The organism is Bartonella sp. AU18XJBT (assembly GCF_028618595.1).
GTDB lineage: Bacteria > Pseudomonadota > Alphaproteobacteria > Rhizobiales > Rhizobiaceae > Bartonella.
Window position 1 is genome coordinate 43,017 of the sequence record NZ_JAQITE010000012.1, and the last position, 15,198, is coordinate 58,214.

Annotated in this window: 11 protein-coding genes and 1 pseudogene; 9 read left to right on the forward strand and 3 right to left on the reverse strand. The window is 36.7% G+C overall.

The genetic code is table 11. The annotated features are described in order from the left end of the window. Window positions 1-457: 457 nt before the first annotated feature. Entirely contained in the window at window positions 458-1,489 is a 1,032-nt protein-coding gene (locus PVV60_RS05010; RefSeq protein WP_273723577.1) for an aspartate-semialdehyde dehydrogenase, read from the forward strand. 282 nt (window positions 1,490-1,771) lie between these two features. Here PVV60_RS05010 and PVV60_RS05015 read toward each other — a convergent pair whose 3' ends face one another. Then, a complete protein-coding gene (locus PVV60_RS05015; RefSeq protein WP_273723579.1) occupies window positions 1,772-2,419 on the reverse strand; it encodes an SH3 domain-containing protein in 648 nt (215 codons plus the stop codon). A 503-nt stretch (window positions 2,420-2,922) separates the two neighbouring features. On the opposite strand from PVV60_RS05015, the gene PVV60_RS05020 reads away from it, so the two are divergent. From PVV60_RS05020 to PVV60_RS10835, 4 genes and pseudogenes are all read left to right on the forward strand, one after another. After that, the gene (locus PVV60_RS05020) at window positions 2,923-3,741 is read left to right on the forward strand and encodes a MetQ/NlpA family ABC transporter substrate-binding protein (protein ID WP_273723580.1); all 819 of its coding nucleotides are present in this window, start codon (window positions 2,923-2,925) and stop codon (window positions 3,739-3,741) included. A 27-nt stretch (window positions 3,742-3,768) separates the two neighbouring features. Continuing rightward, window positions 3,769-4,803, forward strand: coding sequence for a methionine ABC transporter ATP-binding protein (locus tag PVV60_RS05025; RefSeq protein ID WP_273723582.1), 1,035 nt, complete (start codon window positions 3,769-3,771; stop codon window positions 4,801-4,803). Then, window positions 4,796-5,455, forward strand: a complete 660-nt coding sequence (locus PVV60_RS05030; RefSeq protein ID WP_273723584.1) for a methionine ABC transporter permease — start codon at window positions 4,796-4,798, stop codon at window positions 5,453-5,455. Before PVV60_RS05025 ends, PVV60_RS05030 begins: the two co-directional genes overlap by 8 nt. A 543-nt stretch (window positions 5,456-5,998) precedes the next feature. After that, window positions 5,999-6,241, forward strand: a pseudogene (locus PVV60_RS10835) (Arm DNA-binding domain-containing protein); the annotation flags it as partial. Window positions 6,242-6,413: 172 nt separating this feature from the next. Here the strand turns inward: PVV60_RS10835 and PVV60_RS05035 are convergent. Beyond that, window positions 6,414-6,893, reverse strand: a complete 480-nt coding sequence (locus PVV60_RS05035; protein ID WP_273723586.1) for a MaoC family dehydratase — start codon at window positions 6,891-6,893, stop codon at window positions 6,414-6,416. A 163-nt stretch (window positions 6,894-7,056) separates the two neighbouring features. Here PVV60_RS05035 and PVV60_RS05040 point away from each other — a divergent pair, with 163 nt between their 5' ends. Continuing rightward, entirely contained in the window at window positions 7,057-8,391 is a 1,335-nt protein-coding gene (locus tag PVV60_RS05040; RefSeq protein ID WP_273723588.1) for an NAD(P)H-dependent oxidoreductase, read from the forward strand. A gap of 796 nt (window positions 8,392-9,187) precedes the next feature. Here the strand turns inward: PVV60_RS05040 and PVV60_RS05045 are convergent. Continuing rightward, complete coding sequence (locus PVV60_RS05045; RefSeq protein WP_273723589.1) at window positions 9,188-9,427, reverse strand: hypothetical protein; 240 nt, start codon at window positions 9,425-9,427, stop codon at window positions 9,188-9,190. Window positions 9,428-11,771: 2,344 nt separating this feature from the next. Between PVV60_RS05045 and PVV60_RS05050 the strand changes: the two genes are divergently transcribed. From PVV60_RS05050 to PVV60_RS05060, 3 genes are read left to right on the forward strand one after another with little or no spacing between them, the layout of a single operon-like run. Then, window positions 11,772-12,515 (forward strand): creatininase family protein, encoded by a 744-nt coding sequence (locus PVV60_RS05050; RefSeq protein ID WP_273723591.1) that lies wholly within the window; start codon window positions 11,772-11,774, stop codon window positions 12,513-12,515. A gap of 21 nt (window positions 12,516-12,536) precedes the next feature. Continuing rightward, on the forward strand, window positions 12,537-13,565 hold the full coding sequence (locus tag PVV60_RS05055) for a GTP-binding protein (RefSeq protein ID WP_273723592.1): 1,029 nt from the start codon (window positions 12,537-12,539) through the stop codon (window positions 13,563-13,565). 10 nt (window positions 13,566-13,575) lie between these two features. Beyond that, complete coding sequence (locus tag PVV60_RS05060) at window positions 13,576-14,547, forward strand: WD40 repeat domain-containing protein (RefSeq protein ID WP_273723594.1); 972 nt, start codon at window positions 13,576-13,578, stop codon at window positions 14,545-14,547. The last annotated feature ends 651 nt before the right edge of the window (window positions 14,548-15,198 follow it).

The window sequence follows — 15,198 nt, forward strand, 5'->3', positions numbered from 1 at the left end:
AAATGGGAAGCCGCTAAAAGTAACCGCTAGAATCTGGCTGTTTACAGACTGTAATAGGAAGCTTCGCTTTTAAAGGCATAGGGAGAAAATCAAATAATTCAACAATTAACAGATAGAGTATTAAAAGATTCCACCAACGCGATACGTAATACCATCCTTAAAAAATTCAAAAGTGTAAAGGTAAACATTGACAGAAGATAAAGAATTCACTTAATTAAAGTGCTCTCTAACGAGCTAATAGTTTAGCGTACAATATTCAATTTTTCAATTCTGAAAGATTAAAAAAAACGTATCATTTGAAATAAAACAATTTATTGTGCTGACGATGATGATTGGTGTACACAAAATTGAGTTGTTGAAAATCAAAAATATAATTTAATGATGTTCCTTGACCAACTCACTCTCTCCTGAGTAGCACGAGGAATAAACGTGGAGAGACATGAGGAGTATATAGAAAATGAGTTTTAAAGTTGCAATTGTCGGCGCAACCGGAAATGTTGGTCGTGAGATGCTTACAATTTTAGAAGAACGTGGTTTTCCTGCGCATGAAATTGCCCCTCTAGCATCACGACGCTCATTAGGACAAGAAGTTTCTTATGGAGATAAAACTTTAAAAGTAAAAGCACTGGATACTTACGATTTTTCTGACACAGATTTTTGTCTTATGTCTGCGGGAGGAAGCATTTCCAAAGAATATGCTCCTAAAATCGCTGCTGCCGGCTGTGTCGTCATCGATAATTCCTCCACATGGCGCTATGATTCCAATGTTCCGTTGATCGTCCCTGAAGTCAATGCCGAAGCTATAAATGCCTTTTCTAAACGTAATATTATAGCAAATCCTAATTGTTCAACAATTCAACTGGTCTTAGCTTTAAAACCACTCCATGATGCTGCAATCATTAAACGTGTTGTTGTCTCTACATATCAATCGGTTTCTGGAGCTGGTAAAGAAGGAATGGACGAACTTTTCGAACAATCACGTGCAGTTTTTGTTGCTGACCCAATTATATCAAAAAAATTCACTAAACGCATTGCCTTTAATGTCATTCCTCATATCGATGTTTTCATGGAAGATGGTTATACAAAAGAAGAATGGAAAATGACTGCTGAGACGAAGAAAATTCTCGATCCGAAGATTAAGTTAACGGCCACTGCTGTTCGGGTCCCTGTCTTTATCGGTCATGCCGAAGCCGTCCATGTTGAATTTGAAAAACCACTAAGCGTATCTGAAGCACAAGCGCTTCTCCGCGATGCTCCCGGTTGTCAGCTTATCGATAAACACGAAGATGGTGGCTATGCCACACCTTATGAATGTACAGGAGAAGATGACACCTTTATTAGCCGCATTCGTGAAGATATCACCGTTGAAAATGGTTTAGCTTTCTGGATTGTCGCCGATAATTTAAGAAAAGGAGCAGCATTGAATGCCGTTCAAATTGCTGAATTGCTCATTTCTCGTAATTTGATAAAGCCTAAGTCCGTAAATTAATGCCCTGTCCGAAAGGGAAGAGCCCTAGCCGGTCTGTCAAAAGTCCGGTTTCTCTTCAGCAGGATCTTCTCTCCTGCTGAGGATTCATATCGCCATTCTAAAGGACTGTGATTCGGGATATTAACAATTTTACTCTGAATATCCATGAATACCTTGCCGCCTTAAGTTAATCATCGCCACCTTAATGCCATTTTATGGTAGAATAGGATTAGCAGCATAAGCATTTTTTGCTTCACGCTGCTGATCCTTTTTGTTATTCCGGTTGTGAAATTAACTTTACCTTTATCGAGCAGGATAGGTCACAACACGGTAACGCGTTTCATTACGTTCAAAATTTTTGTAATTGACATTATCAGGAAACAAGGGGTTATAAGCATTCACGCGCTTTACAGAGACTTCTTGTGCTTTTGGCGACGGATTTAAAATTGTTCGTTCATCCCTTTTCTTGACACCTGTAGAATCGATAATCACATCTGTTCTGTATAGTTTTTGCATATTGTTCCGTGTTTTTTGAATCGCCGGAAGAACTTTAAAATCAGAAACAACCTGTTTTACTTTTTCTTTTTTTACTTTTGACGATTTTATCATAGCATTTGGCTTTACTGGCATCTTTGTAAAAGCAACGGTAGGAACATTGTTGACATTGACATAACGTGCAGATGCCCAACCAACCTTTCCGTGATAACCAAGAGAACACCAAGTTTTATTGGACAGACAGCCATAAATTTGCACTTTTGCTCCCATTGGAACCATTGTGATCACTTTATAAACTGTTGCAGGACCTGTGCGTAAAGATACCTGACCTGATGCAACACGAGCAACTGTTCCAGCAATGGTTCCAGCTTCCGCGTGAGAAGCAGTCACAGCCACCCCCGACGCTCCCAAAGCCCATAAAATCATTGTTGTTGATAAAAATTTCTTTCTTAACATTATTTTTCTTCCTCTCTCAAAACATGTGAAAGGCAAAATTTTGCCTTTGCAAAAATTTGCCGCGTTTAAATCCAATGATCAGCAACCTTTATTTCCCGCGCAAAAGCCCCCGCAACATTGCAACAAAATCTCTCTTTATTCCCCCCTCTACACGAACACGGACTTTTGATTTTGGTTGCGCAGTATGTTCTTCATGAATTTACGCCTAAAGCATCATCTGATTGTTTGGTTCTTCAACCAATCGTCCTTTAAAGAAGTTTTTAAAGTGTTATTGGTTCCCTCAACAAATGATTGCAATAAAAGAATTGATTGCCTGAATTTCAGAGAATGAATGATGATACGCCCCCAAAATACTAAAAATAAAAGGAAAAATAATACTCTTTTAAAAATAAAAGTGATTGAATATTCTCTAAAGCTTGTATAACTTTAAATCTTCCTAAAAAAATACAGAGTATATTGAAACTTCCCTCAAAAAATCTCTTGGAAAAGAAAGTTAAAAGCACATGACATTAAAAATTTTTTCTCGCAGTCAGATTATAGGATTATTCCTCTCTCTCTTTGCACTTTTTTTATCTACTGCTTGCGTCATGGCTACAGACAAATCAAAAATCAAACTTGGTATTATGGAAGGGCGGGATGCGATTATTTGGAAAACTGCTGCTGAACAGGCTAAAAAATCCGGTTTAGATATTGAACTCGTTTATTTTTCTGATTACGCTTTGCCTAATGACGCTGTTAACGCAGGAGAGATCGATGCGAATGCTTTTCAGCACGCTCCTTATCTTAATGAACAAATGAAACAACGTGGCTATAAACTTTCAATTGTCGGCTATACATTTATTGCTCCAATCGGTGTTTATTCGCACAAAATCAAAGACTTAAAAGATCTACGTGATGGTGCACATGTTGGTATTCCGAACGACCCATCTAATGGTGGAAGAGCCTTACTTCTTCTCAATTCTTTAGGTCTCATTAAGTTAAAAGATCCTCATAATATTCTTGCATCTCCACTTGATATTATCGAAAATCCTAAAAACCTGCAAATTCGTGAGCTCGATGCTGGTATGTTAGGGCGAGCTATTGACGATTTTGATCTTGCAATTATAAACACAAACTGGGCTATTGTTTCCGGATTAAACTTCGAAAAAGATGTCGTCGCATGGGAGAGTGCAAAAAATAATCCTTATGATAATATCATCGTTGTACGCACGAGCGAAAAAGATGAGCCATGGGTTAAAAAATTAGTTGCCGCTTACAACAACGATCTCATCCGTGCAAAAATAAAAGAGATTTTTGGCAAAACCGCCCAAACTTCTTGGTAATTGTGCCAAATATCCGAGTAATTGTGAATGGAAAAACCTACTCTTATCTCCTTAAAAAACATCAGCCGTTGTTTTAACAAAACGGCTGGTGTTCCGGTAATTAATAATCTCTCTTTAAATATCCATGCTGGTGAAATCCTTGGGATTATTGGGCGCAGTGGAGCAGGAAAATCAACACTTATCCGCTGTTTAAATGGGTTAGAGAAGATTGATGCAGGGTCAATTTTTTTTGAAGGTATTGATATTTCAAATCTATCAGAGATAGAGTGGGCGCCTTACCGTCAACGAATTGGGATGATTTTTCAACATTTCAACCTTCTCTCATCGCAAAATATTCTTGATAACATTGCATTGCCGCTTAAATTAAGTGGTGTAAGTAAAAAACAACGCCACAAACGTGCCCTTGAACTGATTGAATTGGTTGGGTTATATGGAAAAGAATATTGTTATCCGGCACAATTGTCAGGGGGGCAAAAACAACGCGTTGGCATTGCTCGTGCGCTCGCTGCTAATCCTAAAATATTGTTATCAGATGAAGCCACCTCTGCTCTTGACCCTGAAACAACACAATCTATTCTAGAGCTCCTTGCTGATATTAATAAACACCTCAATCTCACGATTGTGCTCATCACCCATGAAATGGAAGTTGTGCGCACCATAGCGCATCGCGTTGTTGTTCTTAATCAGGGGAACATCGTAGAAGAAGGACGTGTGAAAGACATCTTTACATCACCGCAAGACGATACAACCATAGCCATGCTCAAGCTTGTCACCCCGCAACTTCCTGAAAAATTTGCGAAAAATCTCAAACCAATCGGGCGAGAAGCTGTTATTGAAATGAATATTGCCGGCGAAATCGCCCAACAACCTTTTCTCCATCTTTTGGAAGATGAAAGCGGTTTAAGAGCACGTATTCTTCATGGTGGCATTGATACAGTCCAAGGCGAAACCATCGGGCGCCTCTTCCTTGCTCTTCCTGCTCAAGATAAAGAAGCTTTAAAAAAAGCCGTTCAATGGTTAACAGAAAAAGGACGATATTGCGAGGTGTTAGGTTATGTTTAATGTTTTGTCTCATGAACTTCCCCAAGCTGTTATTGATACAATATTGATGACACTTAGTGCTTCTTTTATGGCATTTATTATAGGACTTCCACTTGGTCTTCTTCTTCATACAACAGCACGTGGAGGAATTTTTGCTTCATCTCTTATCAATCGCCCTTTAAGCATCATCATTGACAGTATTCGTGCCATTCCCTTTATTATTCTTGCATTTTATCTTCTTCCCGTTACGCGTATCGTTGTAGGAAGAGGGATAGGAATGCCTGCTGTAATTTTTATACTGACCATTTCAGCTATCCCTTTTTATGCACGCATGGCGGAACTCTCTTTTAAAACCGTTGAAAACGGTCTCATTGAAGCGATCCGCTCTATGGGCGCAAGCCGTCTTCAAATTATCAGACATGTTCTTATTCCTGAAGCTCTCCCTAGCCTGATTACAGGTTTTACAGTCATGATCATTTCTCTCATAGGAGCCACCTCACTTGCTGGATATCTTGGTGGAGGCGGTTTAGGGGATATGGCAATCCGCTATGGCTATCAACGCTATAATACCTTCATCATGACCATTGTCATCATTCTTTTGATCATGCTCAATATTATAACCCAATGGACTTCTGATAAAATCGTACAAAAACTTGATAAAACAAAACATTAAAAGACTTAGAATTTCACATACCAGTACCATCATCCTCTTTGCCACTTTCCAAGTGCAACACCCCTTGCCTATCGAAAACGCTCATAAGAGATTAGGAACTTTTTTCTTAAACAGTTTTTATCTCTCCCCATCCGTTTGTAACATGAAAGAAAATAGTTTTAACGGATTGAATATAAAAGGGAATGAAATAAGAGATCTCACAGTATGTGAGACTCTCACTTAACATAAAAATGATAAATTATCATGTCAAATTAAGACATTGTTCACGACCTTTCCCAACCTTAGATAACATATTGAATTTATAATGATAATATGGCGTTATTCATATTGAATGAGAACTCTGAATCCCGTAAAGTCCTCTCATTCCCAATTTGTTCCATATCGAATTAATCAAAATCTCTCGCTTGCATGTTACAAGCGGGAAGAGCCGTATGAGTAAAAACGATATAAACAAAACAAACAAGCAAGCAAGGAAGCATGCCCTCTTATGAATTATCTCAAGCGCCAAGACCTGTCATAATATTAGGGGCTAGCATATAATATGATGGTGCCGGCTTTCTTCTTCACAAGCATAAAGATGGGGGTGCTCAATGGCTTTATCGTTATACTATTCACAGGCGCCATTGCGAAGTGGGTGTGACGAGCGTTGAGAGATGTTTCTTTAAAATAAGCCCGTGAATTGGCAACGCAAGTATATTCCATTTGAAGTATTCTGTTTTATGTAAGGACTGTGATCCCATTAAAGAATGCTATAAACAAAAGCGTGAAGCAATGCACTATCTTCACCAAGAAACTCCTTTTCAAAATGATCTAGGAAAGATAGCAATCCGCTATGACTATCAACGCTATGATAACTCCACCATATCTATCATCCTATAGATTATTCTCAATATTATCATTGAAGAAACTTCTCATAGAATTGTACAAAAACTTTATAAAATAAAGCACTCAAACTAATCTAGATATTGGAAGATTTTTCTCCCATCACTGCCACAATAAGCCATTGAGCTGTAAGAGCTGGTTTTTTTAACTGTTCAATTTCCACCGTAACCCCATAATGGAAAACCACTCGACCAGAAGGGCGAATTTCTGCATCATCTAACACAAAGCGCGCACGTACCCGTACTCCTGTTTTCACAGGACTCATGAAGCGTACTTTATCGAAACCATAATTAATCCCCATTGTGCTCCCCTCCAACTCTGGAAGTGCCTCATAAGCGAGCGTAGACAAAAGCGATAATGTTAAAAACCCATGAGCAATTGTGCCCCCAAAAGGTGTCTTTTTAGCCTTTTCCTCATCAACGTGTATCCATTGATGATCATCTGTAGCGCATGCAAACTGATTAATCATATCCTGTGTAACAAGACGCCACCCCGATAATCCCACTTCTTTCCCAATAAAACTGGTGACATCTTGTATTGCTATTTTTTGCTGCATAACGCTATTCCTATTTTATTTGATAAAAGCAACCACCCCTCTTGCTTTTATAAAATCCATTGATTAGAGCATCAAGAATAAAAGATTAATTGTCTTAAAAACAAATGCACCTTATGAATGAGAAAAGTTCTTTAGCAGAATAGTTTTCAAATGGGAAAAAAGAATGGCAAGCAATGTGAACCTAACAGGTTTAGCGCATGATTTAAAACAACGTGCAGAAAAGCATCCCCCCATCCGTATTGGATTGATTGGTTGCGGTGAAATGGGCACAGATTTATTATCAAGTATTGCGCATATGGATGGTATAACAGTCGCTGCAGTAGCCACTAGGACGCCGTCACGTATTTTTGATGCCGCTACAATAGCCTATGGCGAGGATGGACATGCCTGTGAAGTTGAAAACACTTATGCTCTCACGCAAAGCATTGAAAAAAATTTGATTGCAGCAACAGATGATATTAACCTAGTTTTGCGTCATGAACAAATTGATATTATCGTTGATGCAACAGGCTATCCCGAAGCAGGAGCAGAAATTGGTATCAAAGCGCTTGAGAATAACAAACATCTTGTCATGATGAATGTTGAAGCAGATGTTACAATTGGCGCTTATCTCAAACATGAAGCAGAAAAACGAGGACTCATTTATACACTTGGTGCTGGAGATGAACCAACTTCTTGTATGGAACTCATAGAATTTGTTTCAGCCCTTGGGCATAAGATTGTTGCAGCGGGTAAAGGAAAAAATAATCCTCTGCTCTTTGATGCTACACCTGATGCTTACGAAGAAGAAGCATTCCGGCGTAATATGAATGTGCGCATGTTGGTTGAATTTATTGATGGTTCCAAAACGATGGTTGAAATGGCCGCTATTGCCAACGCCACTGGACTTCTCCCCGATTGCCCAGGAATGCATGGACCACAAGCGACGTTGAAAGATTTAAACAAAGTGCTTATCCCAAAACAAGATGGAGGCATTTTACAGCAATATGGTGTTGTAGATTATTCAACAGGTCAAGGTGTTTCCCCAGGTGTCTTTGTCATTGCAGAAATAGCACACCCACGTTTACGCGAACGTATGGAAGATTTAAAAATTGGTCAGGGTCCTTATTTTACCTTTCACCGCCCCTATCATTTAACAGCAATGGAAGTTCCCCTCACCTGCGCACGCGTTATGCTTTATGGCAAAAAAGATATGGCTCCTCTTAGCCATCCCGTAGTAGAAGTCTGTGCTGTTGCTAAAAAAGATTTACATCCAGGTGATCAGCTAGATTTTATCGGTCTTTATACTTATCGGGCTTGGATAATGAACATCGCAGAAGCACGCGCTCACCACGCCATTCCTTGTGGTCTTTTAGAAAAAGCAACAGTAACAGCTGAAATTAAAAAAAACGAACTCATTACACTACATAATACTGCTATTCGTGAAGATCAATGGATTGCGCGTCTTCGTGCTAAACAAGACCTTTTACTTCATGGCCCTTCTTCCGCTAAACTATAAACACTCCTTACTTACCTCACTTAACAATACCTTTCTTGGCACGGCAAAACACCCCAGAATGCACTTGTATCGCAAATACAAGTGTTTATGTTTTAATAAAGGCATTTTTAACGATGCATATCACCACTTCCCTCTCACAATATGGTGCGTAAATACTACAATATAAACCACCCCATGATATAGTATAAGATTCATTATGTATCACTATCTTGACTCTATAAAGATACAAACCGGCATCATCATTTATTTGCCAATATTACGAGAGCCCTTGAGCCTTAGAGATGATTCATGAGAAGAATTTTTACTCTTTTTTTAATAATTTTATCAATACACGAACGCAACTTGTGATACGTAAAAAATACTTTTAATGGATTTAACATAAACAAATTTGAAAATAATAATTTATCATTTTCTTATTGCATGAGACCCATGAACACAGGAATATTTTTGATATTATCCTCTTATAAAATATAAAAAAATTTTAAAAAGGATAAAATATGCCTTTAATGAATAATCTTCATATGAGAGAAGGTAGACAACATTAAAAAGCCGATAAAGATAGTAAGTATACTAGCCTTATTACTAGATAATAACCATAAAATGTTAAAAAAGGTTACACTACTTTGTAAAAAACATAAACATATAATCTTAAAATTTAATAATGCTAATAAAAGAGACATTTAGTATTAAGAATAGCGATTTTATCATCAAATACACTATAAATGATTTCAAGTATTTATTTTTTCAATATAATGAAATGAACAAAAAATCATCAACTTTGTTGATGAGCTTTCTACTAAAGTGTAGTGAATATTCCCCAAAGAGATACAACAGCATCGAATACATCCCCAACACATAAAGAAGCAAGAAGTGATAAAATAACTATTCCCCCCCAAAAGGCTGCACCTGAAAAGGCAGCTGTTTTTTCAACTTTCCCCAAAGCAATGCCATCTTGTTCCTCAACACCTTGAATGACCGCTCTATCCACAGCTTTAATAGCTACATTTTTTTCTAGTGTAGAAATAGTAACTGCCACTCTCCCTTGAAATTCATTTTTTAAAAAACTTGCATTTCCCTCTATAGTTTGTATAAAAATAAAGAATAAATAGTGTAAACGTAAATGAACATATACGATTTTTAAATATTTTAAACATAGCTTTCTTTGCTCCTCTTTTCTTCACTGAAAAAAATGAAAGAATATTCACATATATAAAAAACAAAACTTATATTTTATCATTTATATAACTACACATAATAAAATATTATCTGTAATTATATATTATATATAACACATTATGTATTACATGTAAAGACAGAAAAACAAAAAGTTATAACAAAAAAATATTGTTCTTATAATATTATAACAGTAATATTTTGTTATTTTTATTTATAAACTTCAAAAGAATAAAAAATAAATTCATTTAAAAATTTATATAATATAACTTTTATAAATAATTTAAAATGTAATTAAATTTTAAAGAACTATAACATTAAAAACTATAACCATAATGATACTTATTCTCTATTAATAAATATAAAATGAAATAGTACTTAATTATTTTTTATTATATTTCTCATCAATAAACTTAAAAATAAAATTGATAGCGAATAAAGCATCGATCTAAAACAAATCTATTCTAATAAATAAACCTTAAAATAGTGTATTATTTCTCTATAAAACAGTTATAAAATGTAAAAATCAATCAAGATCTCTATTTTCAAATAGAAAATACGTTAATAAAATGATTCTCAACTTTTACTGGTATATAAAAAAATAGCGCATAGCATCTTCAAAAAAATAATTCAGCCCCTTTATCTCATACAGCATAAAAAAACTCAAAATATTGACTTTAAAATCTAACAAAACAAACGCATAAAATAAGTAAATCTATCATATTTACAAAAAAAAATTATAAGTAACACTAGAACACCAACAAATTACCTAAAGTTAAATAAAAAGAGAGTCATGGAAATAATATAATCGCCTAAAATACTGAAAAACAATTTTATTTCTTAATTTTCATAAAAGTTATTTCATATTTTTCGTCAATATTGTATATTACAGCCATATTTCTATTTTGAGTAATTATATTTACTCTGTATTAGTAACAAATAATTATCTTTGAAATAATTTTTTGGCAGTATTCACATAACTGTCTACAATTTGTGCAAAATAAATAATTGATCAAATGCTTGAAAGAAAAGTGATAGAGAAACTTACTAAAAAATTGCATTTTTTAAATATCAACTTAAGTAAGCGCATTAAAAAAATAATGCCATGAAAACTGATATTGAATGATAAATTTATCAACCAATCATTTTAATAGAAGGATACCGATCTACAATAATAATTTATTTTTTTGCATGTTGAATGAGAGAGCTGACTATTATAAGGTTTTCTTAATTTTAACTCTGTTTATATTGAATCAATCAAAATTCTTCGCTGGCAAATCACAAATGAAATCGATGTATGTGTAAACACACCTGAAGGAAGGAAAATATCACTTATGAGATATTTTAACTATCAAGCACTGTTAACCAATATTGAAAATTGGCAAAGTGAATGGTGGAGCCCATTTTTACTTTAAAAATGTAAGGATAGTGAAGTACAATAGATTTTATATTATGAGGCTTTACCATTATACCACTCACAAACGCCCCGTAAAATGGGATTGGGTGCGTTGCGAGATGTTTCTTTAAAACAAGCGTGTCAATGTGCAACACAATGGCGTGCTGTTTATCATGTATCCAACGGTATTTCTTCTTGAATCATTTTCTAAACTCATCGAGCTCTCTGAGATCGCAAGTTCATCTTACGTAAATTCTTCTCTTTATATTCATTTTTTCTCATGAACACTAAAGTCTGTTAAGAAACTATCCAAAATAAAATCAATCAACAAACATTTCTATTCTTTTGTAATATACAGATACTTGAATTAAGATTTTAGAGATCCTGATTGAAAACAAAGTCTTTACTATTTCAATAATAGAAATAGTTTTGTTATCTTTGCTCCATAGTAAAAAGAAGAAGATGCAACTTACAGAAAAAATTGTGTTTTCAATAAACAATGAAAAATTATTTTTCATTGCATGCTGTGAAATATTTAATCTGTATGAATATTTACTTATTAAAATTGGAATACACATCAGAAAGACTTACAAACGATAGCTATCCTGAGAAAGCTTGCCTCATTTTACAGAAAAAATTGAGTTGGCTTTGCTCAATAAAAGCTTCACTATTTTAACACAGCTCTCATTTTTATAGCATCCATATGTGATGTAAAAAGATGCCTATTTGCGTTTCTCTTATAGATAGATTAAATAGCGACAACACCTTTGAGTACTTTGTCTGTGTTAACTTCTCTTTTGGACAATAATTTATGGTATCTAACACGCCTTTTCTCGCTCTTTTACCTTTGGGCGCACACGAATATCACGGAGAGCACCTTCCCTTCGAAACCGACTGGATTATTGCTGAAGCTTTTGCAAAAGCACTTACCTTACAAACAAAAGAGCAGTTTCATATTGCACTTTTACCAGTTGAAAAGATTGGCTATTCAATAGAACATATGGATGTTACAGGCACACAAACCCTTACCTTTTCCGACGCTATCGAGCGATGGATAACGATTGGTGAAAACTGTTATCACAAAGGGATCAACCGTCTTCTTCTTCTCAATGCTCACGGAGGCAATTCACCTTTAATGAATATTGTTATCACCGAATTACGAAGGCGCCTTTCCATGCTCGCTGTAGCAACAAGCTGGAGCCGTTTTGGTTTGCCACAAGGTCTCATGGAGCCGTCTCAGCAACATCTTGATATCCATGGAGGTTTTATCGAAACCTCTCTTATGCTCTATTTAGCACCAGAAAAAGTCCATATGGAAAAGGCAACAAATTTTCATAATAAACAGGCGGATATGATTGCCAATTATCGGTATTTACGCGCTTATGGTCCTCATGCCTTTGGCTGGACAATGCGAGATCTAAATACGCAAGGTGCGGCAGGAAACGCAAGCAAAGCAACACCACAAGCCGGTGAAGCAATCTTTTCTCATGTTCTGTCTCAGATTCGTGATTTACTTGATGATATCAATCGATTTAACATAAACACATGGCAATAAAGAACAATAAAAGGTCTCTCCATGGAAACGACACAACCAAAAAAACTTCCCGTTACGGTTCTCACAGGCTATCTTGGTGCAGGAAAAACTACCCTTCTCAACCGCATTCTCAGTGAAAATCATGGCAAACGTTATGCCGTCATTGTCAATGAATTTGGTGAAATTGGTATTGATAATGACCTGATCATTGAATCAGATGAAGAAATTTATGAAATGAATAATGGCTGTGTTTGTTGCACCGTGCGTGGTGATCTCATTCGCATTCTGGAAAGTTTGATGCAACGTTCTCATCGATTTGATGCGATCATTATAGAAACGACAGGGCTTGCAGATCCCGTTCCCGTAGCACAGACCTTTTTCATGGATGATACGGTTCATGAAAAAACAGCTCTCGACAGTGTCATAGCGGTCGTTGATGCAAAGCATTTGCCCTCTCAACTGAAAAAAAGCCGTGAAGTTGAAGAGCAAATTGCCTTCTCTGACATCATTCTTTTAAACAAAATTGATCTTGTCAGCGAAGAAGAACGTGCACACACGCAATCGCTCATTCTTGCAATTAATCCTCGCGCTATACTCTATACAACACAGCGCGCCAATATCCCTCTTGAGACACTCCTCAATCGTGGTTTCTTTGATCTCCAACGGACTCTCGATCATGAACCTCATTTTCTCAATCACAAACATACACACCAACATGCCCCCCATGTGTGCGGTCCCGATTGCCATCATGACCATCATCATGCATCCCCCATTCATGATATTACCATCACTTCTGTAAGTTTAAAAACAGGTGCTCTGCAACCAGAAAAGTTTTTCCCTTGGATCCAACAGATTACGCAGCAACAAGGGCCTGATATCTTGCGTCTCAAAGGCATTATCGCCTTTCAAAGAGATGATGATCGTTACGTCATTCAAGGGATACACATGCTTCTTGAGGGACAACATCAACGCCCATGGCGTGAAGATGAAAAACGAGAAAGTCGCCTTGTTTTTATAGGACGCTCTCTTGATGCTGAAAAATTAAAAACAGGTTTTGAAAATTGCGCATAAGTGAGGGATAATGCCAAACATTACCCATTATGATCTCAAAAGTTATTGCCTTTCCTGCGGTTTTATAGGCAATAAACCAGCTTTTGTTTCCGTAGAAGGTTTCATTGTTTTTTTTAATCCAACCCCACAAGTCTTTGAAGTTCACAAAGGAATAATTTCAAGTCATTTTTCCCATGACAATACCGCGATCATCACAGGTGGAGAAGATGGAAAAGTCTGTCAAACAACCGCAGCGGGACATACAGAAGTGCTAAACCAAAAAGAACGCAAATGGATAAACAACGTTGCTTTTGGTCCACAAAAAGCTTTTGCTTTTTCCTCCTCACGTTTCGCATTTGTGCATGTTGGAAAAGAACGACAAGAGCTCACACATGAACGCAGTGTAGAAGGACTCGCTTTTGCCCCAAAAGGTTTACGACTTGCTGTTGCCCATTACAATGGTGTTACCCTTCATTGGTTATCAACGCAAATATCTCCTACCACATTGGTCTGGAAAGGAGCGCACTTTGGTGTCACCTTTTCACCAGACAACCGCTATGTCATTTCCACGATGCAAGAAAACGCCTTACACGGCTGGCGTCTCACTGATAATCAGCATCTCCGCATGAGTGGCTACCCAAGCAAAGTCAAAAACTGGTCTTGGAGTGCAAAAGGAAAATGGCTAGCAACATCAGGTGCCTCTGCCGCAATTGTTTGGCCCTTTCATACAAAAGATGGCCCCATGGGAAAAACACCATTAGAACTGGGCACACGAGCAAATGCACTTGTTAGCACCGTTTCATGCCACCCAAGTAAAGAAATTGTAGCAATAGGCTTCAACGATGGAATGATTTTAGCGGCATATTTTCACGATGGAAAAGAAGTCCTTCTAAAAGGTTATGGGAAAAGTGCTATCTCAGCACTCAACTGGGATCAAGCAGGGAAAAACCTCACCTTTGGTAGCGAAAATGGTGAATGTGGTATAATCAATATCACTGATTAAACTAAGCACCACCAAGCACAACCATCGCTGATAAAATGCCTATACAATCCTCCAGAAATCCTAATTCCCCTTGCATCTTTAGAGCTCTCAGAAATCCTACCTCTCTAGTCTCCCCCCAAAGTCTCCTAAAATCTTCATAATCATTAAATCTTTCCTCCCCCCTTCAGAAAAAATACCTTAACATGTTTTTTGACCTTTTAACATTGCTACCCCTATACAAGATAAAAACATCACCCCCAAAACCACCTCCCATCTCCCTATAAACACCTATATAGGCTACATACTTCCACAAAAACATTTTTCTTAAAAATTCGGAAAAAATAGCTAATATCATCATTGAAACAACTATTTATTCCTACGATCATAAGAATGGAATACAACACTATTTTCCTAAATATTTTTTTTTGATTTCCCCCTCTAAAAAGCAAAGTTGCCTACTAACAGCCTTCTACACTTCAGTTTCTTGCCTAGAAAATTCCATCTAATAATCATTTCATGAAGCTTCTATCACCTCCCTCTGTTCCGGTATCTCCTTCATCTACGGATTCTGTTTCTCCTCCTTCTGCACCTGTTGAACCAAAGCCTTCTACATCTTCTGACTCTTTAGATTCTTCGTCTCATCTTCCTATATCGCTTGATGTTCAGTCGAAT